Genomic DNA, 23,080 nt, shown 5'->3' on the forward strand with positions numbered 1-23,080 from the left:
ACAGTACTGGATTCCTGTAATCAACGGAATGACATTTTCAATTACAAAGGCATCGTAAAAATAAAAGTAGTCTTTCCCTGTTTATCGTTTGCTGCCCAAATTTTTCCGGCGTGCAGTTCTATTACTTTCTTACATAATGCAAGTCCTACTCCTCTAACTCCTGCCGTACGTGTTTTAGAGCTTACAACAAATACACCGAATATAACTCTGCAATTCCTCTTTCAGTACTCCTATTCCATCGTCTTTTATACTAAAACAAGATATTATTTTCTTGCATGTGTAGATCAATTTTTATTATTCCCTCACTACAACAGCTGATAGCATTTATTATTAGATTATCGAATGTGTGTTAATATAATGAGGATCACAGTTAAAATTGAAAAGAATATAATTATTATATTCTTTTCAATATCAGATACAAAATTTAAGATTTTGCCGTTTAGATATAATTTCTTACATATTTTAATCCTTTCATGTAGCAATTCACTTAAGTTTATATCTTTTTTATTTAGTTCATCATTAAGACTGGACAATTTTGAAAAATCTAGAATATTATTTATCAAGCTATTTAATTTAATAGAGCTTTTAGCTATAATCTCTACTGCATTGCGACGCTGATCTTCATTAAATGTATCACATAATCAGCCCATAAGGTTTCACCAAGGCTAATAATACCGGTGAGCGGCGTATTGATTTCATGGTTTATATCACGTAAGAACTAATGTTTCAAATCAAGTAACTTCTATAATTCCTGCTCTCTATAATTAACTCTATTACCTAAAGGAGTATTTTTTAGGTTAACTAATTTTTCTTGCTCCTGCCTTGGTTTTAAGCATACTATTAAAAGGCTACTAAATAAGGTTAGGAATATACTACTTTGAATTGAAAACTATTTATGCTAATTAATAACTTCTCATCCATAAAATATTTATAAAACTCTATACTAGCAAACACGCCTGTAACGGTCATAAGTAAAGTAGCTTGCCACCTGAATATCGTTGCAATTATAAATAAGTTAATTATCGAACACATTAATTGCAGTTGATCAAAACTACTTGATATAACAAGTAAACTACCGAAAAATATTAATATAACGAAAGTAGCCACAAACCAAGATAAAGATATAATATAATTCTTTTGAAACTTTAAAGACCATAAGGGATAAGTAATTAATATTGCAGCAGTTATAAGTGTGGTATGGTAAATAATATTATATATCTCCAAATGGTTCATTATTCTGCTACCTGATGTGGTATATAAAGATGAGAACATCGATATTAAAATAAATATACCGACATAACTATAAGTAATTTCTTGATTTGGTAGGGTACTTTCCCAATATTTAAAGATGTTAAAATTCTTAAGATCACGAAATAAAGTCAAACCTTTTCTTTCTCTCTCTTGCCTTATTATTTTAACGGCTAGCGGCTCTTTTAAAGAACTAAACCCTACGGGTTGCTTTAAAATATAATGGCTTTCAAGGAAAAAGAGTAAATTTACAATAGTTGCGGGTAGTATCGGATAAATACCTAGAACTGTTCTTAAAGAAAATATTTGCCACAATATAATAGTCAATATTGCAGTAATCATACCGATAAAAAAACTTTTGACACTTGATTTAAAACCGTATATTAACAAAATTAACGGCAAAGTGCTTAGCGGTAAATAGATGCTAGTCAATAATAAAAATAGATTTATTAAATCTTTAGTGTAGAGCGATATAATAAAACCTATTAATTCTATAGTAATTGCGGTTATATAATTATAATTTAATGAAGCTTTTTTAATGATGTCATTATCACTGCAACGTTAATATAAGAGTTCGTACTTGCGATTATCATTGCCACAATAACGCCGACTATTAACCCCTTAAATCCTATATAACTTTTAATGATCCGTAAAAACAATTCATTGGTGTTAACTACCGGATCTTGAGACAATAATAATATTGCAATCCAAATGAATAAAACGGATAAAAAAAGACAAATAACTGCCGAAATAAAAAATGTTTGTGATATTTGACTTGTGTCTTTTGCCATCAATATTCTTTGAAAAATTGAAGGACCAAATGACGGAATCACAAAATATATAAAAATATTTAAAGAAATCCAAAATTTAGGACTAGTATAGTAAAACAATCCTTGTAAATCAGTAAGACGAGTGTGTACATTTGAATCTATAACTATATGCGGATCACTAAAAACATTCCATACGACAATTCCTATTACCGGAATAATTGTACTAATAAATAGCGGAAACGTCAATTACAATTAAGTAAAAAACTGTACGGCTTCGGTAAAAGTAACCGATTTTACACCGCCAAAAGCAGAAGAGCTTATTATTTTACAGTGGCAATACATAAATCTATGTAAAAATTTGAAATGTTAAAGAATAGCTGTAATATTAACTTGCTACGTGGAATTGCATGGCAATCATACCTATAGACATTAATATACTAACTATCGACGTAAGAATACGAACTTTGTTACCGTACGCCTCCCCTATTATTTCCGCTGCCGATAAGCTACCCAAAAAATTCTCAAAACGAGGAGCTATAAAGTCACTAATTAATAACCAACTAACAACGCTACCGAATATACTAGGTAATAAGTACAATGATCCGTCCGTATATATTCTTGAATTATCGATTAAAAAAGTACTAGTACCGATCCAAGTAGCAATAAGAGTTGCGACTATTGTACCTGTAGAAAAATTCCTTGTTTCTATCGCATATTCGCAATATTTTTGATATTTAGAAGTCCAACTAGCAAATTAATCGCTAAAAAGCTAGTAAAAATAAGGAGATCTATATTTGGCATAGAGTTAAGTTATAGGGATTTTCTATGCAAATAATAATAAAGATAAAAAAAGAAACAAACAATATTTTTGTGGAGTTAAAAAAGTATGTCATTCCTACGAATACACATTGGTGTCATAAGACTCGATGTTATTCCCGCGTAGGCGGGAATCCAGTACTTCAAAACTTTTTAAAAGATTTTTTTAAAGCTCGCTTTATGCTGAAATTCCTGCTTCTGCGGGCATGAATATAAACGAGCCATGCAATAAGGCCGCTTTTAGCTAGGAATGAAATACAAGACTCATTTTTTATTCATAAAGATTAAACTTCTACTGCCTGACCTAATTATGCTACAGTATAATCGTTATTATACCAAGTTATGTACTCATCGTGCATTATGATAATCATTGTCATCAACTATAGCTGTTTTTTTCTCTTCTAATACATCTGCTGCAGTTTTTATTACCTACCATCTTGATACTTGGATCAAACGGCAGCTTGTTTTAATGCTTTTAGAGTTGGCAGTTTTGGGTTGCTAGCATTATACTTTTGAATTATTTAAAAATAATCTATGGCCAGGAGTAGCTGCATCTTGAGTACACTGAAGATTTACATTACCGTCATTTTTTATTAAAGTTTCTACGATTTTAGTAGCATTATAATCGCTATACCAATCAAGTGGTGTTTTACCACTCTTATCATAGAAATTTACATCAGGTTTTGTATGCGTATTTTTTATGCATTTTTCTAAGAATGCGGCTCCAAATGCACCGAACCATGCTATTGTATTAGAATTCAATTGATCCATAATGTTAGGATTAAATCCTTGCTTTTTTACTATTTTTTCTATTATAGGTTCAGCTAAAGATTTCAGTTCTTTAAAATTGTTGATTAACAATGTTTTTTCTTGACCGGATTCGTTTGAAATATCTTGTTTAATAGACCATATTATATTACCAAGCGTAGCAATCATATTATTACCGCCGGTAGAATTTCCAAGGTTACAATTTTCTAATGTTTTTTCTACTAATTCCTTTGCATTCATTATTAAAGTTTTAAAACCTGCTTGAGCTAAATATTTATTACCGTTATCGGACATTTTAGATATTGTATTTTGTATTTGTAAAGTACCGGTAGCTAATAAATTTAATATATTATTTGCCTTAAGCGAAGGATTAACACCAAATTTAACTAGATTCTCAATTATTTTATAATATTTATCCATTTGAGTTTGAAATAAACTTATATTTTGATTACTCGGATTATTAGTAATAAGCTGATATTTATTGTAGAATATAAAGCAATATGATTATCTTGACCAAGATCATTAATATCTAAACCTAATTGTGTAAATTTTTCAATTTGTGTCTTACGGAAATCATCAGAAATATGCGACTCCATAGCAACACGGAAAAAATTATGAATTTGTGCTTTCTCAGTTGAAACAAATTTTGCCATAAGTGCAGGGTTATGATGAAATACATCAATAACATTGGAGCTATTACTACAAATACCCCATTCAAGTATAGTATTACCGTTTGTATCTTTCTTATCCCAATTAGTGTCAGGGATGAGGATCATTTTGTTTAATATCTGTACAGCAGTATTTTCTAAAACATTTTTAACATTCTGATCTTATTGTTGAGGTATTAAACTACAAAGAGCTTCAAAAATATTCAGTTTGTTGTTAACATTAGTTCTGTTTAATATAGCCGGTATTAATTGTATGTTTCCTGAAGTTAATAATTGAAAAGGTGTATAAATAAAAGTCTCCAATTTATATTATTTTTTATAAAAATACCATGAAATATGGTTTGTATCTATTTATTATTACTATAATACATAAAAACTTAATAAATATCAAGTGATTATTAAAAAATTAACTATTATTTAATACCAAGGTGCGAGAGATAAGTTTATTTTAATCCCTTTAACGGTAACATCAGCTCCTTTATCGGCAAGATATTGTTCTTCTCTAATTAAGGCGATTGCTTTATTGTGATAACTTGAGCATATTACGCCGATTTTATTGTTATCTGCGAGTATTTCTGCATTTTTAACTAATGAAGATAAATCTTCATCTGCTGTAATTTTATATATCTTTCTTCTTATAACTCCTTGATATTTAGCCCTTGAAATCACTTCCTGCCCGACATAACAACCTTTATCAAAACTAATTGCATTTAACTCCTCAGCACCATACATATTTGGAATAGATTTATCTGTGATTAAATCTTCCACACCATCTATTATTGCAAAATTATATTTATCTTCTAGGTATATTGGATTTCCGCTTTCGCGGGGAGATGTTGTTGAGGGGGGCGGTTCCCCCTCTGTCACCCCGTGGCTTGACCACGGGGTCCAGTCTTTTTTAATTGTTGTCTGGATACCGCACAGCGGTATGACATCGAGCTTATTTATTGAGCGGAAACCAAGCTTAGCATAACGAGGATCACGAACCGTAATTAGCGAGTCTATATCTAATTTTTGAAGTGAGTAGATAACTTTATATTCGTCACTACAATCTATTACTTGTATTTTTGAGCGAAATTTATAGAAGTTTAAATACTCTATCAAAGCAGCTTTATTACTTTTATCAATATCAAGGTAAATTTCCTCAGGGTTATGAACATACACGAAAAAATCAAATAAATATCTTCCTTGATTATTAAGCAAATAAGTATAGCAATAATTATAGTCAATTGATTTGGACTCGCCTACTGCGTTACTCGTCGTCTCGCCTATTATTATAGGCTTCGCTCCTCGCTCCTTGTATCCGAATTCAACTGAATTGACTATACTCTTACAAATATCGTTAGTAATGAGATTTTGTAGGAACTTTACGGAATCAAAACCTATTATTTTGATAACTTCTCTATTACTTAATATTTCATACATAATTATAATATTATTGACTTTATAGGTTCCTAACTACTATACTCTAAATTTATATAAATTAAACTTAATAATCATGAGATGTTCATCTTACTGTACTTCTTCCGAATATAAGATGAGTGATCTAGTTACTAATTTAAAAAAGATTGGTCTTGAACCTCAACATTTTGACGATGTTTTATATATTCGGAAAGAGATAAATAAAGATTCTGATTTTATAGAGATATTTTTCTTTCCGTTTGGTTGTGTAACTATTTGGGGCGGCGATGAAATTCAAGAAAAAATAGTTTTAAGCGATACTGATTTAGTACCAGTAAATAAGCTTAAAGAGCCGGTATCCGATTATATTTATTTTGAATATAATACGGAGGTCAAGAAAACATTTATTGATGAAGAAAAAAATAAAATAATCTTGGCAGATAAATCAGTTTTTGTTAAACTTTCTATTTCCCATGCGCTTGCACAATCGGTTAAACTTAGCGTTCTTGAGCAATCTGTTAGTAACTTGATTGTTCAGACAACCCCTATACAACAGGAACTAGCTAGAACCGGTAGCGTATCGCTTTCTAAAAAGGAGATATTACAGCAAATAGGTATATTATTTAACGAGCGTTATTCAATCAGTTTGCATAGCGATATATTCGATACTCCAGAATTCTTTTGGCGTCGTCCGAGTTATGAGCCTCTATATCTCATGACAGCAGAGTTTCAAGACATAGAAATACGGCAAAATATAATGAATCATCGTCTTAATATGATTCATGAGCTTTTAGACATTCTTTCAAACGATCTTAATTATAAACATTCCACCAAACTTGAGTGGATTATTATTATTTTAATCGGTCTTGAAGTGGTTCTGTCGTTATCTCATACTAATCTTTTCTTAAAAATTATCGGAGCTTTATAAATAGCTTCTATGCAAATTATCGATAATCAAAAAACATTAGAAGAATTTTGTAACCGGTTAGTAAATAAGGCATGCTTAAGCATAGATACGGAATTTGAGCGTCGCTATACTTATTATGCTCAGCTTAGTATAATTCAAGTTAAAGCAGAAGAATATTGCGGAATAATTGATGCATTAAGCAATTTAGATCTGAATATTTTTAATAAGCTGCTTGCAGATAATAATATTACTAAAATATTTCATGCTCCTCGTGAAGATTTAGAGATTTTCTATAATTTATTTAAAACACTACCTGCTAATGTTTTTGATATACAAATTGCAGCAAATATTTGCGGATTTGGTAAACAGCTAAGCTATGATGACCTTTGCTATAAGCTAATCGGTATTACTATCGATAAAACCCACCAAAAATCTAACTGGCTAAAACGTCCTATTACTAGTGATATGTTAAATTATGCAATGTTAGACGTGGAGTATTTGTATAAGATATATAAAGAGTTAAATAATATAATTATTAGAAATAATTTAACTAATAAATATCAAACTACTCTTAGTACTTTATTAGATGTTAGAAATTATAAGGTTGAGCCGAAAGATGCTTGGAAAAAAATAAAATATATAAGTGATGATAAGAGTTTTAATCACAAAATTCAAATGCTTGCAGCTTATCGTGAAGAGAATGCACAAACTATAAATATTCCTCGTAAGCATTTTATTTTAGATGAAGATTTAATAAAGCTTAGTAAATACCCGCCATTGAATCACAAGGATTTTAAAAATCTAAATTTAAAAAGCAAATATTTACACAAACAAAAATATAAAGATGAAATAATAAGTTTGTGTAATAACTTATAAGCAAAGAGCTATAAATCGAATAATTTGTAGCCTATTATGAATAGAAAAAAATTAGCCAACTAATGTAACTTGTATCTCACTATCTTGTACTACTTTGACATATTCGTTGTATACATCATCAGGCAAGTTACTAAATGCCTGGGTTATGATAAGTGTCCCTACTCCTACTAATGCTAATTGAAAGCAAATATCTCCAGTCTAAGTATCGCCGGATATTTGTCCTGTTTCTAGCCAATCTCCAACTGTTTGTGCAAAAAAAGCAAAAGGTACACCGATCAATACGACAATTTTTTTTATTATATCAACCATTTTACCCAAAGTTAAAAAAATTAAGGTTATTTTATACCGACATCATAAATTTAAGCTTACGATCATGAGATTCAATCAGAAAATTATCTATTAATTGTTCTTTTAAACAAACTCCGGCGGTTAATATATTTCGGTTATTATTAAGATATCGGTCAAAATGTCCTTTGCCGTATCCAAGTCTATAACCCTCCTTACTAAACGCAAGCCCTGGGATAATAACTAACTCAGGAATAAAAAAATCATTATTTATAGGTTCGTAGGTTTTAAAAGCCCCTAAAGCCAATTGATCGTTATAATGATAAGAACAATATTTTATCTCATTTTTTATGATTTTCGGTAGGAAGAATCTTATTTCAGGATGTAAGTTTGTTATTTCAAGTAAGTTAATTTCATATTTTAGAGGAAAATAAAGTCCTACTGTCTTTACTTTTAACTCCTGTAATAACCGGCTAATTTTATTGATTAGAGAGTTTTTGACTAAATCGGAATTAATCTTATCTTGGTTTTTTATTAAAAATTCTTTGAAATAAAGACGCAGCTCTTGTTTGGTCATAAATATCCTTAAATTCGTCATTGCGAGCGACTGAAGGCCTTGTGGTATGGCTTGCTTCATCTCTGTCATCCCACGACTTGTTCGTGGGATCTAGTTAAAAATACTAATATTATTAGTATTTTGAGTGGTTTTACTGGATACCGTGGTCAAGCCACGGTATGACACCGCACTGGTTTTTCAAGCCATGCAACAACGCCGCGACTGCAAGGAGTGTGGCAATCTCATAAAGCAGGACTCCTGATATTGCTTCGTCAATTACTTCGTAATTTTCCTCGCAATGACGTCGAAATATATCACATATTAATAGTCCTCTTATCTACACTAAGTGCTGCCTCTTTTATAGCCTCGCTTAAAGTTGGGTGAGCGTGGCAGGTTCTTGCTATATCTTCTGAAGCTGCTCCGAATTCCATATAAGCCGTAAGCGAGGCAATTAATGTACCTGCATCAGCTCCTATGATATGCGCTCCTAAAACCCTATCGGTTTTACTATCGGCAAGGATCTTAACCATCCCTTCCGTACTACCGATTGCTCTTGCTCTACTATTTGCTAAAAACGGAAACTTACCGACTTTATAATTAATGCCTTTTTCTTTTAGCTGTTCTTCCGTTTCACCGACGCTTGCTACTTCAGGATAAGTATATATTACGCTTGGAATTAAGTGATAGTTAACATGTCCTGCCTGCCCTGCCATAATTTCCACGGCAGCTACAGCCTCTTCCTCGGCTTTATGAGCAAGCATAGCTCCTTTTACCACATCACCGACTGCGTAAATATTTGAAATTGCTGTTTGGAACCGGTCATTAATCTCAATGCTACCTTGTTTATCCGTAATAATACCGACAGACTCAAGTCCTAGATTTTGCGTATAGGCTTTTCTGCCTACCGCCATCAACACAACATCGCTTGTTACTACTGAACTCTTACCGCCCTCCTCTATTGTCAGATTTACTTTTCCTGACTTTACTTCAGCAGATAGCACTTTAGTATTCAGTTTAAACTCTATACCTTGTTTTTGCTGTAGTTTCATAAATTGTGTAGCAATTTCTTTATCAAGCATAGGTACAATGCTCGGTGTATACTCAATAATCGTTACTTTAGCTCCCAAACGACGCCAAACTGAACCAAGTTCTAAGCCTATATACCCTCCGCCGACTACTATTAAGTTCTCAGGTACTTTAGAAAGTTTCAAAGCACCGGTAGATGAAACAATAAATTCTTCGTCTATTTTGATATTCGGTATTTCTATGACGCTGGAACCTGTAGTAATTAGGATATTTTTGGCTTTAATTTGCTCTTTATTTACTTCAACGATATTACTAGAGCTAATTTTAGCTTCACCTTTTATCCTAGTAACTTTGTTTTTGGCAAATAGACTTTCTATACCTTTTGTAAGATCAAGAACTACTTTATCTTTATTAGCTAGCATTTTTTGTAAGTCTAGTTTTACATCTGCAGTAATACCTATATTCTCAAAATGTTTTAGAGCTGCTTCATATTTTTCGGAAGAATTAAGTAAAGCTTTCGATGGTATGCATCCTATATTTAAACAAGTGCCGCCAAGAGTATCGCTTTTCTCAATACACGCTACTTTCATACCAAGCTGAGCAGCCCTAATACTGCCTGTATAACCGGCTGGACCGCTACCTATTACCACTAAATCAAATTCTTGCATATTTGTTTGACCTTAATAAATTGTTGGATCGTCATTGCGAGCAGCCATAGGCTGCGTGGCAATCTTGTCAAATATCCTGAGATTGCTTTGTCCATTACTTACATAATTTCCTCGCAATGATGTAATACTGCTAAAAATATACCATTATTACCTTTATAACAACTTTAATCTTATACTATTCTTATTTGGTGAAGCAATAAAACTAATTAAATTAATATTATCTTCAAAGCCGTTTGTATAATTTTGTAGTAAAGAAAACATCTTTTTAGAAATAGCATAATTATGACTAGCATTTAGTGAATTTGCCTCACCTATATTTTTTATTTCTCTCATTAAAGCTAAAGGATTATCAAATTTTAGCTCTATATTTTCATAGTCAACAATTACTTCGGCAAATCTTGCTTGCGAAAATAAAATCGGAACATGATCAAAATGAATAAAAGGAGCAATATGAGGAGAGTGTTTAAAATCACTTGCTATTTCGGCATCTATTAAGGATTTACGTAAATTCTTTAAGCTATTTCCTCCGACAAAATGACCGATAAAAATACCGTCAGACTTTAAAAATATTCTTATATTAGATAAAAAGCGTTGTACATCATTTATCCAGTGTAACCCTAATGAATAAATAATTAAATCAAAAGAGTCTTTTGGCAATTCTAAATCTTCATCATCGATTAATAATTTATGATTATGCTCAAAAGAATCAAGCAATAAAGGCGACATATCTGTTACGGTAATATCGGCACTTCGATAAGCATTTTTTAGTAAGCTCGTAAGATAACCGCATTTAGCCGATATTTCTAGAATATCCGAAAAATCCTTATCAATCATTCCTAATCGACTTATTATATCATTAGCTGCATGCTTGATAAATAAGCTGTTACTTATCCCCTCTACTGCATTATTTCGGTGATTTTTTAGCTTTAGTCTGTTGAATATATAATCCTCTCCTATCTTGAATTTTCTCTCCTAAAATTGTTGGTGGCGGTCGAGAAATAAAACCCCCTAAAAAATCTCCTAGCAAACTATTTTGAACAAGTTCTCTCTGTCTTGCAGTGCGAATATCATCCCCTTTAACTCTATCTAGCCCTTCAAAATTCTCCTAAATATCTACAATTATAGGTTGCGTATTGTTATTATTAGGTGATAAAGGTTCTAAACTCAACAGGCTTTTTTCTGTAGGATTTAAATCCAAAGTTAGATCAAAATGCTCTAAGTAGACAGGTTTTAGTTGTTTATCATTACTAGAAACTTTTTTTCTTTCTATCGCTGAAACATTGTTCTCGGTCTTATTAGATTCTCCTAGAGATTTATAACACACAACAATACTAATATAAATTTCTTTAACATAAATAACCCTGTATATTATTACAGTTAATATAAATTAAATAATATATGCATCAAGTACTGAAATAAATTAAGGGAATTATATACTTGTATAACCTATATTTTCTTGTTATTTATCCAAGATGTAAATTCAGACATACTAAACACTTCTATTAAATTACTGCCAACTTGATCCTTGAGCCATTTCAAGGTTTCTTTTTTATATCCATCACCATCAATTATTATTATAGTATCATAAATTCCTTGTTTTTTTTTAGCACAAGATAAGTATATTTTTCATCAACCGATTCTCCTGATTGTTGCTACTTAGATTCTATAACTAGGCAATTAGAGTGACGTTCTGGATGATATAATATAAAATCGCATTTCCATTTAGTATCATAAATATTTTTGCCAACTTCAAACTGTCTAGTATAAATAGGCTGCTTAAGGATCCTAGCTGCACTAAATCTTTTATTAGGTACAAAACAATATCCTTCTCTTTTTAGTCGATCATATATAAAAATCTCAAGTTCGTTTACAGTTTTATTAGCTTGTAAAATTGCAATTTGTTTTACCATTGTACTAATAATTTCTTATTAAAACTTCATTAGCTCCTTGCCTACTGTCGGATTTACAATTTATGCTTCTTGGTGCATTTACTATATCTATACTAAAAAACTTGTATAAGTTCTTTATAAAATCGCTATCTGAATTTAAATATACACCTTTCTTATTTAATGCTCTGCATTTTTCATAAAACTTAACCTGATCTGCCTCTGTAAAGCCAAGCTTTGTATATTTTGTAAATGAAGTATTTATTAATAGGTTGATATGGCGGGTCTATATCAACGAAATCTTTAGGCTTAGGTGAAATATTGCTGAAATCCTGATATATTATTTCAGCATTTTGTAAAGCTTTACTACACGCAAGTATGTTATCCTTATCAAGAATATTAGGATTCATATAAGCTCCCATCGGGACATTGCACTCTCCTTTGCTATTTACTCTATAAAGACCATTATATAACAAGCCTTGTTAAGGTATATGAAACGTGTTGCTATCTCAATAGGGTTATCGCTATTTGCGTTCTTTCTAACAGCATAGTAATAATCTTGAGAGTGATTAGCTTTATGCTTAGCTAACAAGCTCAATTAATGCTCGAGCTTCATCCTTAACTGTCTTGTATGAAATCTAAGTTTATATCTGATATAATAGCTTTGTCTGGAACGAGTGCAAAAAAAGTGCTCCTCCTCCTATAAAAGGCTCATAATGATTATTGTAACTAGCAGGTAAGCGTAAGCACAACTCTTTGCTAAGGCTTCTTTTTCCCCTGCCCATTTTATAAATGGTTTAAGGATTTTGTCTTCTTCAATCTCTGGAGAATTAATTTTTAACGGAGCTTGACCTATCACTGCTAAAACCTCGTTAAAAGATAATTCTCCGTTTTTAACTACTTTGAGTTTCATACCGACCTACCAAGGCTTTATAAGATAAATAATTACCTGTATTTAAAAGTATAGCATTAAACATATTGCTTACATTATAGTTTTTATGGTTGCACCTAAATACAAACTCGTTTAAATATCTCTCTATGTGTTTTTTGCTAATAGAATAAGAGTCCCGATTTATACCACGCTTAAACACCGCTCAAAAGCTTTCTATCGTGTTTGTGGACACAGACTCTCTTATATTATTTACACCTAAGTCGTGATTTATATATTCATGATTATATAACTTTTCTAATACCTTGTAAGCTTTCCATTCATCAGATAAAATAGTTGACCCTATTAGAATATTATTTATTGCAATTTTTTCTATGGTCTTTGAATTAACCTTTGTTATAACTTGAGCCTTAGCGTTACCGTTTCTCTCTATCATGCCGATTACAACGGTTTTTGTCCTTGTGCTGCAACCTTGTGTACCTTTAGTTTTTTTATTTTGATGTTGGTTCTTTTCTTTACCACCAATATACGTCTTATCTATTTCTACAGTGCTTTTTAAGGAATACTAAAACTTTCTAGTTTAGTCACTTCTCTAATCCTATGAAGCATAAAACCATGCAGTTGTTTGGGTAACATTAATATCTCTTGAAAGCTGTAACGATGATAAACTTTTTTTTTGCGTAGTAACTTGCAAAACTGCTGTAAACCATTTCTTTAAAGAAATCTTACTATTTTCAAACATTGTGCCGACTTTGATACTAAAACGCTTTTTACATGCCGAACATTTGTGATTCGTTCCATCCGCATAATGAAAAATCTTTTGGTTGCCGCAATACGGACAATAAGCTCCGTTAGCCCAACGTATGTCAGTAAAATAATTATGCACTTTTGTTCAGTAGGTAATTGTTCGAATAAATCAACAACACTTTTAAAATCTAACACTTAACTATACTAACACAATTTTATATAAAATTATTATATCGAAACAATTTAGGTTATACAAAGATATATAGTTGCCTTAATTAATTATTTCTAAAGATATTATCTTCGTATTTTTTTCTATAATATATTTTGTAATTCTCATTTCTTATATAATTAAACCATTGGTCTTGTTGTTTTTTAATATAATAATTTAGGGAATTAGATTTACTTTTACTAGTTTGAAAATTATCTTCACAAAATTTTAAAAAACCTGATATTAAAGTTTCTACTCCATTAGTCTTAGATTTTTTCTCAAGAAATTGCATAGAAAAATTAGTAGGGTTATTATGTTTTAAATAAAATTGTTTATATTTCTCATGAATTTTATTTTCTTTTTTTATTTGTTGTTCTGAAAAAGATAATTTTTCCTCTAATAATTTATGAATTTCGGTACAATCGCTCCAAGGTAATTCTATTACTAATTGTTCTTCCTGATATTCAAAATTATCTTGAATATTGTTAAAATCGGCATTTACTTTTACCGCACTTACTAATATTAAAAAACATGTAATTAATTTAATATTCATAGAATTAATTAATTTTAGCAGGAACCGGTATCATAATACTACTTCTGTATCTTTTATTGCCACTAAAAAGTGATTTTTTTTGAACTTTGTTATTATTTACTGGAATTGTATCTTCTAAAGCCCCTTCATTATTATTTAGATAACTATGTAAGGATGCTTTATAAAGAGCCATATTACTTGCTATTTTAACTACATCTTGTTTATATTTAAGCCCTAAAGAATGTGTAGCCGAATGATAATGAGCTATCGCCTTGTGCCAGCTCCCTAGCTGATCATATTTTGAACGCAAAAATTCTGCACCGTAACGAATGTTATTATTTGGATCAAATGCCTGTTCAAGGGAATTAAAAGCCCCTAAATGATGCCTTAAGTTAATCTGCATGCATCCGACATCAATACTCTCTCGCCCTTTTATAAGCTCTATTCTAACAAAACTTACGGCTGCTCTTTTTGTGTTAAAATAATAGCCTTTTCCTTCAACATTTACCGTCCAAGGCCATACTAATCTAATTTTACTGGTTGTATGTTTTTTTCCTGATTCTTTTAAAGCTATTGAATGTAACGTATTAGATGGGATATTAAATTTTTTTTCAAAGTAAGGAAAAAGTTTTGAACATTTAAAGGATTCAGCTATTTCAGGATCGGCAATAGCCGGTTTAGAGAAGAGGATAAAGGATAATAATAGGAGTAGTATGGTTTTAACTTCATTGAGAGGAAAATTACTGAGTAATTGATGAAGCAGTCCAGTAAAAAATTCTGATTTACAGAATTTTTTTATTGTTTTGCTGGATTGCCACGCTCCTTGTAGTCGCTCGCAATAACAATTTTGGCATAATTCCCAAACCATACCGGCAACGCTAAAATAACTTGAGTTACAATAAGATAAACTAGCCTACCATAACTTATCTTATGAAGCAAGGGAAGTTATAGCATTTAAGAAGTAAGGATTTAATCTAAATCCCAAGCAGCATCATTAGTGTTTTGAGGATTACCTAATATATCGGGTACCATATCCAACAAATTATTAATATCGCCTCCTGTCGCTTGCAAAAGATTACTTACTTGTGTTACAACGTCTTCAGCAGTGCTACCTTGAGCATCTTGAGGATTAGTAGTCCCATCTAAAGCTTGCACTCCGGCATTAATTAATGTTACTAAATCCTTAGCTTGCATACCTAAAATAGTATCTTCTGTACCGCTCTCTCCCCTATTAGAACTAGTAGAAGGTTGTATATGTGGTATTTCCTCTCTGTTAGCGTGAGCAGTTGCTTGATGAACCAAAGCTGCAAGTTGTTGATCGTTAAGATTATTTTGTTCCTTTGACATTTCGGGAGATATAGTAGAATCATCCTCAGATAGATCAATTAGATCTTTTTCTTGCAATATAGAGCTTGTATCCACACTATAGCTTAAAGCTTGTAACATTGAAAAATCCTCATCTTTAATTATGCTTTCATACCATTTTTTATGTTTGTTAGCTGCATGTTTTGCATTTTCATTATTTTTATAATTATTTGGAATAGTGTATAAGCCGTATTCTCCTTTATCTGCTTCGTCTATTATGATTTTAGCTATCTTCAGCTCATCTATACTTAAGTCAATATTTTGTTTCACTTTGTTTAAAAGAAGTTTCAGTATCTGATCGCCTTGTGCTACTCCTGTATTATTTTCCCAGCCTCTTATTAAACTACAATAATCTATACCTAATGTTTTAGCATGCTCTAATACTGCTTTTATAGCTTTCCATTGATTATTAGCTTTTTCATTTTCACCTTGCTGCTCATCTTTCATAGCATTCTCAGCCCATTTAGCAAGTTGAGCATATGATGCTAGCTTCCCTATTGCATTAAATATGGATACATGTTTACCTGGATAATCTACTTTTGTAATTGTTTCAGATAGCTCAAATTTTTGAACTAATTTCGGTAATTCAACAAGAAATTCATCATAATATGGTTTGTTTAAACTCCATTCTCTTCCATTTTGCTTGATTTCATTTATAGTTTCTTGAGTAAAGTTATATAATGAATATTTATTCATAATTTGATCCCTTTGTAATTATTGGTTAAATTTATATTTAAAAACCACGAAGCATGGTATTTTTTAAAAATGCTTTAAATTGTTAGGTACTGTACACTTTTGATTAATGATTATAATTTTGAGATATTTTTTAGCAAAAATTAATAAGATTTTTGCAGAAATAGTTATTCATATTTCAAAAAAATCTTATAATTTGCAGCTAAAAATAGCCATAATTATGATTATTCTATTACAAGAGTACAGAACCTAATTGACTGATTAAATAAAAATGTTTATTATCAATCCAAATTAAATGTAAAAGTATATTTTATGAAAGTTGTTAGCTCATTAAAATCATTAAAAAAACGTGATAAAGATTGTCAGATCGTTAAAAGAAGAGGTAAAATTTTTGTAATAAATAAAAAGAATAAAAGATTTAAAGCAAAACAAGGTTAATTAATCGTTTTTGGAGAAAAAATATACTCGATGAACTTGAAAAATTAGCTACGTCGTCTTTGTAAGTCCTCGGATGCTGAATGTTTATTATATGCTCCGCTCCTCGGTTTGCAGACTCCTTGCTCTTTTTCAAGTTGATCTTCGTATATTACTTTTCATTTTACTTCAGAGTATATAATACTACTTTTGAAAGAAAAGAAATAAATATGGCCGGTCATTCAAAGTTCAAAAATATTCAGCATCGTAAAGGGGCTCAAGATAAAAAAAGAGCAAAAGTTTTCACTAAATTAATTCGTGAAATAGTTACTGCAGCTAAAACCGGTTCTTCTAATAACCCTGAAAATAATCCACGTCTTAGAAATGCTTTAACCGCTGCACGTAGTCAAAATCTCCCTAAAGAAAGAATAGATAAAGCTATTAATAGTGCTAATGTTCTTCTAATACCGAAAATTATACGGAAATTAGATATGAAGGTTATGCATCGAATGGTATTGCTATAATAGTTGAAGCTTTAACCGATAATAAAAACCGCACTGCTGCAGAAGTACGCTCTAGTTTTACTAAATATGGTGGGAGTTTAGGCGAAACCGGTAGTGTCAATTATTTATTCAACCATTGCGGAGTTATTCAGTATCCAATAAATATAGCATCTAATGAAGATGTTTTAGAGGCAGTTATAGAAGCCGGGGGGTATGATATTATATCCGATGATACCACCCATACAATCTATACGGATATTGAAAATTTCTCTAAAGTTCTAGAATTTTTAACTGGCAAATATGGCATACCTGAAGATTCGTATATAGGCTGGATCCCATTAAATACAATAATTATAGATGATAAGGAAAAAGCTGAAAAATTACTAAAGCTTGTGGAAGTTTTAGAAGAAAGTGATGATGTGCAAAGAGTTTTTGGGAATTATGAGTTATCTGATGATGTTTACGAAATAATACAAGGAGAACCATGACTTATAACGATGCAAATTATCAAATAATTATTTTAGCAGCCGGTAAAGGTACTAGAATGGAGTCCGATTTACCGAAAGTAATGCATAAAGTCGGTGGAGTTCCAATGCTTGAAACGGTATTAAAGAATTCGCTTAATGTTACAAATGATGTAATTATAGTTTATTCAGAAGAACTTAAAAAATATTTAACGTCCTATGAAAATATGTGTCGCTTTGTACTGCAAGAAGAACCTAAAGGCACAGCTCATGCTACTTATGCAGCAATAGATTTAATTAATAAAAATAAAACTATATTAGTTTTATACGCTGATCATCCTCTTATTACTCCAAAACTTATGCATGAATTAATAGCTTATTTAAGCCTTACTAATTCTGCATTAGTGACTTTAAGCTTTGAGAGAGCAAATCCGGTTCAATATGGGAGAATAATTACTGATAAAAATGGTGAATTTTTAGAGATAATCGAACATAAAAATGCAAGCGCAGAAGAGAAAAACATAAAGCTTTGTAATTCAGGTATTATGGCTTTCAGTAGCGAAATTTTAAATAAATACTTACCTTTATTTGCTACTAATACTAACGGTCATAAGGAAGTTTATTTAACTGAAATAGTAAAAATATGTAAAAATCACGGTGAAAAGGTTTCATATTTATTATCTACTGATCATGATTTAATTGTTGGTGTTAATACTAAAAATGAGCTAGAAGAAGCTAATAATATTTTTTCTCAGAATAAGTCTTAGCTTTGTCGTATGGATACCCGAGTCGTCATTGCAAGCGACTAAAGGCTTTGTGGCATAGATCGTTTTATGTCATTCCCGCGAGAAAGCGGGAATCCAGTAAAACCTATAAAAAACTTGTTTTTATAGGTTTATTTTTTGGGATCCTCGCTTCCGCTGGGATGATATCTAGTAGGCTTTTTACTCTATGCAACAACATCAATACCTTGTGAGAATGACATAGGAAGCCATACAGGCAATGCTAAAAATTTGGGAGAGATGGCCGAGCGGTTTAAGGCGCACGCCTGGAAAGCGTGTTCACGGCAACGTGTCGGGGGTTCGAATCCCCCTCTCTCCGCCAGCTCAGTTTATGGTATACTCGCATGATTTCAAGCATTGAATTTGTTATCAAATGGTGAGTGTGTACAGTTTATACTTGATAAGTGAGTATGTGAATTCATGCAGATAACAAAGAGCAATTCTTAACAGCAGAAGAGTATGTTATGCTCGTTTATTTTCTTATAATACTTAGTAAAGGAACATGTGCAGTTGCTGCTTCTGATTTAAAAAATTCTACGCTCTCTTTACTTAAAGAAATGGTTACTTTTACTGAATCATCTTTTAATAAAAGTTCTCTAGGGTGCGGCAAGAAATCTTTTACTATTTTTACTTCCCATATTTCCCCATCAGTGTATTTTATTCTCTTGCTCATAAATTCTCTTACCTTTGCGCCAGTATCCTGCTCTAAAAATTCTTATATGATTATCTTGGAACGTAAAACGGCCTGTTAAAATATTACCATCAACTTTACCTAAACAAAAATATCTTTTTTCTGTAATACTAACTTACCACGCTCTAGTCTGGACAGTTAGCCAATTTTTGTAGTTTATCGAACCGGAAAGTCAAATAGTAATCAAGGTTTCCACTGTCGAGTATTTAAAATTTTCATATGCATTTGTTATTACATTTATAAAGTCTAAAAGCTTTTTATAAAGCTTATCGTCTACTAATTACCTCATATTGATAGTCTTTTAATTTCTATTTTTACTTTTATAATAGGTAAAAAGCTTATGGAATATTTAGAAGAAATAGCAAAAAAAATATAGCCCCAAATATAGCCCCGTAATCGTTGATCTTACTTCTGGTTATCGACGTGCTAAAGACAGTACGCATATATTTTATGAAGTGCTAGGTTATCATAATTCCGGAGAAATGGCTAAATTATATTTAAGAAAAGAGTTATGAAGAATGAATCTGTACAGAATATACGTTTAACCACTGCAACCGTTGCTGATTACCCTCTAATCCAAAATATGGTACGGTTTTATATATATGATATATCGCGTTATTGTGGGTGTTTGAATCAGATGAATATGATTAGACATTGCCACGAGATGGTTTATATGAAGCTGATGATTACAAAAAATATTTTATAGAAACGGATAGGCAAGCCTATTGAATTAAAGTAAATGACGAAATAGCAGGTTTTATATTGCTTAATAAGGTTGGAACGCATTATAAAAATCGATTGGAATATGGGGAATTTTTTATTATAGCAAGATTTCAAAATAAAGGAGTTGGTAGGCAAGTAGCTAAGCAAATTTGGCAAATGCATAAAAGATTATGGGAAGTTGCGGTTATGCCTGAAAATAAACCGGTATTGATATTTTGGCGGAAAGTCATTAACGAATTTACCAAAGGTAATTATCTTGAAGAAGTTAAACTTGTTCAAATTAGTGATTATAAGGCCGAAAGAGTTATTTTTGAATTTGGTGCCAATATATTATGAATATAAATTTTACTAAAACCTAATCTCTGCTTGTGCTAAATCTTTTAAAGTGCGTGATCCGGTGCATAGCATGGTAATTTTAAGCTGCTCGATTATCAATTGTATCTCTTCGAAAAGCAAGCTTTCAGAAGTATCTGCCGCTTTTAAAAATTGACCGGCAAGTCCAAAAATATTAGCTCCTATACGAATTGCTTTTGCACCGTCAATGCCGGATTTTAACCCGCCACTGGTAATAATCGGAATATCTTTTGAAACTTCCCGCACCATTTTTAGAGAATCTAAAGTCGGGATTCCCCAGTTAATAAAGCTACTAGCTATACGGTTTTGTAACGAATTTGTAGCACGATAAGCCTCTACTTGACTCCAAGATGTCCCACCGCTCCCTGCAATATCAAGAACCTTAACCCCTGCGTCAATAAGACTCTCAGCAACTTTTTTAGATAAACCGTATCCTACTTCCTTAACAATTACCGGAATAGAGAGGTAATTAACCACTTCTCTTATCTTAGGTAACAGCTTTTCCCAGTTTCTATTACCTTCCGGCTGAGTCAGTTCCTGTAAAACGTTTAAGTGTAAAATTAAGGCATCGGCTTTAATAGCATCCACTAAATACTGACATTCTTTAGGTGTCACTCCGTAATTAAGCTGTACTGCACCGATATTGGCTAGTAAAGGGATATCGGGAGCTATATGCCTTACTGCAAATGTCTTGATTGTATCCGGTTCCGTTAACAAAACCCGCATAGAGCCAAGCCCCATAGCAATACCGGCTTTTTGAGCGACCTGTGCAAGTCTATAGTTAATATCTCTAGCTCTAGTCGTGCCTCCGGTCATACTAGAAATTATGATAGGTGCTTGTAAAGATTTTCCGAGGAAAGTAGTAGTTGTATTGACGCTATCGTAGTTAATTTCCGGTAATGCATTGTGAATAAATTGAATAGATTCAAAACCGCTTTTAAGTGTAGATTCAACGTTTTTCGTAAGATTAATTTCAATATGGTCTTGCTTTCTTTCTATATCTAAATTCTGATCTTTTAGCATTTTCTCACTAATTCTTTTTACACTTAATCTATATTAATATATCTAGGTTCTGTGAAGATTTCTAATTGATTTTTTATTTTGAAGTATTTTTTAGCGAAAAGTAATAAGATTTTTGAAGGAATAGTTATTCATATTTCTTTCAAAAAAACTTATAATTTGCAGCAAAAAAGAGTCATAATTATGATTATTCTATTAAATGTCCACAGAACCTAAGCATTAAAGAAATAATCAAGTGCTGCAAGTTTTGAAGGTAATTTTATTAATGGGTCTGAACGCTCAAAATCATAAGCATTGTAAATTTGGATGTATCCTATAGGAGTACAGTCTGCTTCTATAATGTAAGCGTGTATATTTTTAGGCTCATTATTTTCTAGCTTATACCCTCTAACATAGCTTGAGTATTTTTGTTCGATCAATTCTAAACTCCATTCTATATCCTTATTCCACCATAGTTTTATATGTGGCATTTCTAGCCATTTAAAAAAAAGCAAAAAATGAGAAGTAGAAAGTGGGGTAAAGCTTATGTTATAATATATTTCTTATCATTAAATAACTTGTATTACCTTTAAAATGCCCCGCTTTGAGCTTTATATTCTCCGACTTGTTGTAATACCAATTAATTTAATTTCTGATAATTGTGTAATTACTTTATGCATTTTATAGCCTCTTATTAATTCACTAAGTAAGTTAAAACTAATCTAAAAAGGAATTATAATAAGATTTGAATATTATCTAACTTTTTTTGAAAAGCAAAAAGTCCTTAGTTTATGATATGTTTACTGTGTGAAATATTTATAAATTGAAATAGCAATAAGACATGGTGGAGCCAGGGGGAGTCGAACCCCCGACCTTTTGAATGCCATTCAAACACTCTACCAACTGAGCTATGACCCCAATATAGTCAATTGATTTGGACTCGCCTGCATCATCATTCGTCGTTCTCCTATTAGTTAGGCTTAACTCCTCGCTTCTGGTGTGCAAATCCCACTGACTTGACTATAACAAATTAATTCTCTTATACTATAATAATAAAACTAAATCTATAAAATTTAATCTTTATTTTGCTAACAATGCCATAGCATCTCTAGAAGACATTATATTATCTACTAATCCAAATTTTTTTGCTTCTTCCGGTGACATGAAATTATCACGTTCCATACTTTTTTCGATATGTTTTAACTCTTGTTCAGTATGTTTACTATACAATTCGTTAAGTAACCTTTTGATTTTTAGGGTTTCTTGAGCGTGGATTTCTATATCGGTAGCTTGCCCTTTATAACCTCCTGATGGTTGATGGATCATAATACGACTGTGAGGTAAACTATAACGCATCCCCTTCTCGCCCCCGCACAATAAAAGTGAACCCATAGAACAAGCTTGACCTATGCATAATGTAGCCACTTTAGGTTTTATATATTGCATTGTGTCATAAATCGCAAGACCTGCGGTTACAACTCCTCCGGGGGAATTGATATACATATATATATCTTTTTTAGGATTTTCTGCTTCAAGAAACAATAATTGTGCAACAATTAAGTTTGCCATATGATCTTCAACAGTACTACATACAAAGATTATACGTTCTTTTAGCAATCTTGAATATATATCATAAGCACGTTCACCGCGTGATGTTGGTTCAATTACTATCGGTACATACGACATTAATATTTTCTCCTGAAATTGATGAATTAAATAGTTTTTCGTCATGACGAGGAGGTTATTTTAATAACCGACGTGGCAACCTCATGAAGTAGCATAGAACTCCTGAGATTGCTTCGTTGAAACTTACAGTTTCTCCTCGCAATGACTTAATAGAT

22 protein-coding genes, 2 tRNA genes and 10 pseudogenes are annotated in these 23,080 nt (G+C 31.6%); 10 read left to right on the forward strand and 24 right to left on the reverse strand.

Annotation, left to right across the window (positions count from 1 at the left end; genetic code table 11):
* Positions 1–41: 41 nt before the first annotated feature.
* From RAT170B_RS12235 to RAT170B_RS06140, 4 genes and pseudogenes are all read right to left on the reverse strand, one after another.
* Positions 42–2,819, reverse strand: a pseudogene (locus RAT170B_RS12235) (ATP-binding protein).
* A gap of 519 nt (positions 2,820–3,338) precedes the next feature.
* Positions 3,339–4,022 (reverse strand): ankyrin repeat domain-containing protein, encoded by a 684-nt coding sequence (locus RAT170B_RS06130; protein WP_045805883.1) that lies wholly within the window; start codon positions 4,020–4,022, stop codon positions 3,339–3,341.
* 17 nt (positions 4,023–4,039) lie between these two features.
* On the reverse strand, positions 4,040–4,378 hold the full coding sequence (locus RAT170B_RS06135; protein WP_045805884.1) for a hypothetical protein: 339 nt from the start codon (positions 4,376–4,378) through the stop codon (positions 4,040–4,042).
* Positions 4,379–4,687: 309 nt separating this feature from the next.
* Positions 4,688–5,695, reverse strand: coding sequence for a YgfZ/GcvT domain-containing protein (locus tag RAT170B_RS06140; RefSeq protein WP_014014407.1), 1,008 nt, complete (start codon positions 5,693–5,695; stop codon positions 4,688–4,690).
* A 112-nt stretch (positions 5,696–5,807) separates the two neighbouring features.
* Here RAT170B_RS06140 and RAT170B_RS06145 point away from each other — a divergent pair, with 112 nt between their 5' ends.
* Positions 5,808–6,599, forward strand: coding sequence for an RMD1 family protein (locus RAT170B_RS06145; RefSeq protein ID WP_012150942.1), 792 nt, complete (start codon positions 5,808–5,810; stop codon positions 6,597–6,599).
* A 9-nt stretch (positions 6,600–6,608) separates the two neighbouring features.
* A complete protein-coding gene (locus RAT170B_RS06150) occupies positions 6,609–7,454 on the forward strand; it encodes a ribonuclease D (protein ID WP_045805885.1) in 846 nt (281 codons plus the stop codon).
* Between the two features lie 51 nt (positions 7,455–7,505).
* Here RAT170B_RS06150 and RAT170B_RS12240 read toward each other — a convergent pair.
* Together RAT170B_RS12240 and RAT170B_RS06155 are read right to left on the reverse strand one after the other, a co-directional pair.
* Positions 7,506–7,733 (reverse strand): annotated as a pseudogene (locus tag RAT170B_RS12240) (hypothetical protein).
* Between the two features lie 61 nt (positions 7,734–7,794).
* Complete coding sequence (locus tag RAT170B_RS06155) at positions 7,795–8,316, reverse strand: 5-formyltetrahydrofolate cyclo-ligase (protein ID WP_014014403.1); 522 nt, start codon at positions 8,314–8,316, stop codon at positions 7,795–7,797.
* Between the two features lie 201 nt (positions 8,317–8,517).
* Between RAT170B_RS06155 and RAT170B_RS12445 the strand changes: the two are divergent.
* Positions 8,518–8,634, forward strand: a pseudogene (locus RAT170B_RS12445) (lytic transglycosylase domain-containing protein); the annotation flags it as partial.
* On the opposite strand, the gene lpdA reads toward RAT170B_RS12445, so the two are convergent.
* The 13 genes and pseudogenes from lpdA to RAT170B_RS12250 all read right to left on the reverse strand — a co-directional run bounded on the left by lpdA (position 8,610) and on the right by RAT170B_RS12250 (position 15,697).
* On the reverse strand, positions 8,610–9,989 hold the full coding sequence (gene lpdA / locus RAT170B_RS06160; protein WP_014014402.1) for a dihydrolipoyl dehydrogenase: 1,380 nt from the start codon (positions 9,987–9,989) through the stop codon (positions 8,610–8,612). The pseudogene RAT170B_RS12445 and the gene lpdA overlap by 25 nt on opposite strands.
* A 153-nt stretch (positions 9,990–10,142) precedes the next feature.
* The gene (locus tag RAT170B_RS06165; protein WP_261368760.1) at positions 10,143–10,862 is read right to left on the reverse strand and encodes a methyltransferase domain-containing protein; all 720 of its coding nucleotides are present in this window, start codon (positions 10,860–10,862) and stop codon (positions 10,143–10,145) included.
* 31 nt (positions 10,863–10,893) lie between these two features.
* Positions 10,894–11,342 (reverse strand): annotated as a pseudogene (locus RAT170B_RS11760) (hypothetical protein).
* A gap of 93 nt (positions 11,343–11,435) precedes the next feature.
* On the reverse strand, positions 11,436–11,612 hold the full coding sequence (locus tag RAT170B_RS12245; protein ID WP_315849892.1) for a PD-(D/E)XK nuclease superfamily protein: 177 nt from the start codon (positions 11,610–11,612) through the stop codon (positions 11,436–11,438).
* Between the two features lie 29 nt (positions 11,613–11,641).
* Positions 11,642–11,899, reverse strand: coding sequence for a PD-(D/E)XK nuclease superfamily protein (locus RAT170B_RS11765; RefSeq protein ID WP_045805886.1), 258 nt, complete (start codon positions 11,897–11,899; stop codon positions 11,642–11,644).
* A gap of 115 nt (positions 11,900–12,014) precedes the next feature.
* Positions 12,015–12,297: pseudogene (locus RAT170B_RS11770) on the reverse strand (DNA adenine methylase); the annotation flags it as partial.
* Between the two features lie 222 nt (positions 12,298–12,519).
* Positions 12,520–12,600 (reverse strand): annotated as a pseudogene (locus RAT170B_RS12450) (hypothetical protein); the annotation flags it as partial.
* Complete coding sequence (locus RAT170B_RS06185; RefSeq protein ID WP_014014397.1) at positions 12,576–12,788, reverse strand: hypothetical protein; 213 nt, start codon at positions 12,786–12,788, stop codon at positions 12,576–12,578. The gene RAT170B_RS06185 and the pseudogene RAT170B_RS12450, both read right to left, overlap by 25 nt.
* A 181-nt stretch (positions 12,789–12,969) precedes the next feature.
* Positions 12,970–13,311: pseudogene (locus RAT170B_RS07850) on the reverse strand (transposase); the annotation flags it as partial.
* 51 nt (positions 13,312–13,362) lie between these two features.
* The gene (locus tag RAT170B_RS07855; RefSeq protein WP_052691988.1) at positions 13,363–13,650 is read right to left on the reverse strand and encodes a transposase; all 288 of its coding nucleotides are present in this window, start codon (positions 13,648–13,650) and stop codon (positions 13,363–13,365) included.
* A gap of 136 nt (positions 13,651–13,786) precedes the next feature.
* Entirely contained in the window at positions 13,787–14,272 is a 486-nt protein-coding gene (locus RAT170B_RS06195; protein WP_045805887.1) for a DUF2532 domain-containing protein, read from the reverse strand.
* A gap of 4 nt (positions 14,273–14,276) precedes the next feature.
* Positions 14,277–15,119, reverse strand: a complete 843-nt coding sequence (locus RAT170B_RS06200) for a lytic transglycosylase domain-containing protein (protein ID WP_014014393.1) — start codon at positions 15,117–15,119, stop codon at positions 14,277–14,279.
* A 101-nt stretch (positions 15,120–15,220) separates the two neighbouring features.
* Entirely contained in the window at positions 15,221–15,697 is a 477-nt protein-coding gene (locus tag RAT170B_RS12250; protein WP_045805910.1) for a hypothetical protein, read from the reverse strand.
* Between the two features lie 924 nt (positions 15,698–16,621).
* On the opposite strand from RAT170B_RS12250, the gene ykgO reads away from it, so the two are divergent.
* The 4 genes and pseudogenes from ykgO (at position 16,622) to RAT170B_RS06230 (ending at position 18,794) form a co-directional block, all read left to right on the forward strand.
* The gene (gene ykgO, locus RAT170B_RS06215; RefSeq protein WP_004998227.1) at positions 16,622–16,747 is read left to right on the forward strand and encodes a type B 50S ribosomal protein L36; all 126 of its coding nucleotides are present in this window, start codon (positions 16,622–16,624) and stop codon (positions 16,745–16,747) included.
* Positions 16,748–16,953: 206 nt separating this feature from the next.
* Positions 16,954–17,714 (forward strand): annotated as a pseudogene (locus tag RAT170B_RS06220) (YebC/PmpR family DNA-binding transcriptional regulator).
* Positions 17,711–18,457: a sugar phosphate nucleotidyltransferase gene (locus tag RAT170B_RS06225; protein ID WP_014014389.1), complete on the forward strand. Its 747-nt coding sequence runs from the start codon at positions 17,711–17,713 to the stop codon at positions 18,455–18,457. Before RAT170B_RS06220 ends, RAT170B_RS06225 begins: the two are co-directional and overlap by 4 nt.
* A 249-nt stretch (positions 18,458–18,706) precedes the next feature.
* A tRNA-Ser gene (locus tag RAT170B_RS06230) sits at positions 18,707–18,794 on the forward strand.
* A gap of 150 nt (positions 18,795–18,944) precedes the next feature.
* Here the strand turns inward: RAT170B_RS06230 and RAT170B_RS06235 are convergent.
* The gene (locus RAT170B_RS06235; RefSeq protein ID WP_045805888.1) at positions 18,945–19,145 is read right to left on the reverse strand and encodes a hypothetical protein; all 201 of its coding nucleotides are present in this window, start codon (positions 19,143–19,145) and stop codon (positions 18,945–18,947) included.
* A gap of 343 nt (positions 19,146–19,488) precedes the next feature.
* On the opposite strand from RAT170B_RS06235, the pseudogene RAT170B_RS09120 reads away from it, so the two are divergent.
* From RAT170B_RS09120 to RAT170B_RS06240, 3 genes and pseudogenes are all read left to right on the forward strand, one after another.
* A pseudogene (locus RAT170B_RS09120) lies at positions 19,489–19,678 on the forward strand (GNAT family N-acetyltransferase); the annotation flags it as partial.
* Positions 19,675–19,892: pseudogene (locus tag RAT170B_RS09125) on the forward strand (hypothetical protein). The pseudogenes RAT170B_RS09120 and RAT170B_RS09125, both read left to right, overlap by 4 nt.
* A gap of 33 nt (positions 19,893–19,925) precedes the next feature.
* Positions 19,926–20,222, forward strand: coding sequence for an acetyltransferase (locus RAT170B_RS06240; protein ID WP_082068690.1), 297 nt, complete (start codon positions 19,926–19,928; stop codon positions 20,220–20,222).
* A 12-nt stretch (positions 20,223–20,234) separates the two neighbouring features.
* On the opposite strand, the gene fni is transcribed toward RAT170B_RS06240, so the two are convergent.
* From fni to clpP, 4 genes are all read right to left on the reverse strand, one after another.
* On the reverse strand, positions 20,235–21,263 hold the full coding sequence (gene fni / locus RAT170B_RS06245; protein ID WP_014120840.1) for a type 2 isopentenyl-diphosphate Delta-isomerase: 1,029 nt from the start codon (positions 21,261–21,263) through the stop codon (positions 20,235–20,237).
* A gap of 209 nt (positions 21,264–21,472) precedes the next feature.
* The gene (locus RAT170B_RS06250; protein ID WP_146620364.1) at positions 21,473–21,730 is read right to left on the reverse strand and encodes an acetyltransferase; all 258 of its coding nucleotides are present in this window, start codon (positions 21,728–21,730) and stop codon (positions 21,473–21,475) included.
* 351 nt (positions 21,731–22,081) lie between these two features.
* Positions 22,082–22,157: transfer RNA gene (locus RAT170B_RS06255), tRNA-Ala, on the reverse strand.
* A gap of 162 nt (positions 22,158–22,319) precedes the next feature.
* Positions 22,320–22,925, reverse strand: a complete 606-nt coding sequence (gene clpP, locus RAT170B_RS06260) for an ATP-dependent Clp endopeptidase proteolytic subunit ClpP (RefSeq protein WP_004998361.1) — start codon at positions 22,923–22,925, stop codon at positions 22,320–22,322.
* Positions 22,926–23,080: the final 155 nt, after the last annotated feature.

This window comes from Rickettsia argasii T170-B, from assembly GCF_000965185.1.
GTDB classification, from domain to species: Bacteria; Pseudomonadota; Alphaproteobacteria; order Rickettsiales; family Rickettsiaceae; genus Rickettsia; species Rickettsia rickettsii.

Coding starts and splice junctions, on each gene's coding strand:
- clpP (WP_004998361.1), bottom strand. CDS start 22,925: ATGTCGTATGTACCGATAGTAATTGAACCAACATCACGCGGTGAACGT.
- RAT170B_RS06195 (WP_045805887.1), bottom strand. CDS start 14,272: ATGAATATTAAATTAATTACATGTTTTTTAATATTAGTAAGTGCGGTA.
- RAT170B_RS06200 (WP_014014393.1), bottom strand. CDS start 15,119: ATGGTTTGGGAATTATGCCAAAATTGTTATTGCGAGCGACTACAAGGA.
- RAT170B_RS12250 (WP_045805910.1), bottom strand. CDS start 15,697: ATGTTACAAGCTTTAAGCTATAGTGTGGATACAAGCTCTATATTGCAA.
- lpdA (WP_014014402.1), bottom strand. CDS start 9,989: ATGCAAGAATTTGATTTAGTGGTAATAGGTAGCGGTCCAGCCGGTTAT.
- RAT170B_RS11765 (WP_045805886.1), bottom strand. CDS start 11,899: ATGGTAAAACAAATTGCAATTTTACAAGCTAATAAAACTGTAAACGAA.
- RAT170B_RS06225 (WP_014014389.1), top strand. CDS start 17,711: ATGACTTATAACGATGCAAATTATCAAATAATTATTTTAGCAGCCGGT.
- RAT170B_RS06235 (WP_045805888.1), bottom strand. CDS start 19,145: ATGAGCAAGAGAATAAAATACACTGATGGGGAAATATGGGAAGTAAAA.
- ykgO (WP_004998227.1), top strand. CDS start 16,622: ATGAAAGTTGTTAGCTCATTAAAATCATTAAAAAAACGTGATAAAGAT.
- RAT170B_RS06135 (WP_045805884.1), bottom strand. CDS start 4,378: ATGATCCTCATCCCTGACACTAATTGGGATAAGAAAGATACAAACGGT.
- RAT170B_RS06150 (WP_045805885.1), top strand. CDS start 6,609: ATGCAAATTATCGATAATCAAAAAACATTAGAAGAATTTTGTAACCGG.
- RAT170B_RS06250 (WP_146620364.1), bottom strand. CDS start 21,730: ATGCCACATATAAAACTATGGTGGAATAAGGATATAGAATGGAGTTTA.
- RAT170B_RS06185 (WP_014014397.1), bottom strand. CDS start 12,788: ATGAAACTCAAAGTAGTTAAAAACGGAGAATTATCTTTTAACGAGGTT.
- RAT170B_RS06130 (WP_045805883.1), bottom strand. CDS start 4,022: ATGGATAAATATTATAAAATAATTGAGAATCTAGTTAAATTTGGTGTT.
- RAT170B_RS06155 (WP_014014403.1), bottom strand. CDS start 8,316: ATGACCAAACAAGAGCTGCGTCTTTATTTCAAAGAATTTTTAATAAAA.
- fni (WP_014120840.1), bottom strand. CDS start 21,263: ATGCTAAAAGATCAGAATTTAGATATAGAAAGAAAGCAAGACCATATT.
- RAT170B_RS06145 (WP_012150942.1), top strand. CDS start 5,808: ATGAGTGATCTAGTTACTAATTTAAAAAAGATTGGTCTTGAACCTCAA.
- RAT170B_RS06140 (WP_014014407.1), bottom strand. CDS start 5,695: ATGTATGAAATATTAAGTAATAGAGAAGTTATCAAAATAATAGGTTTT.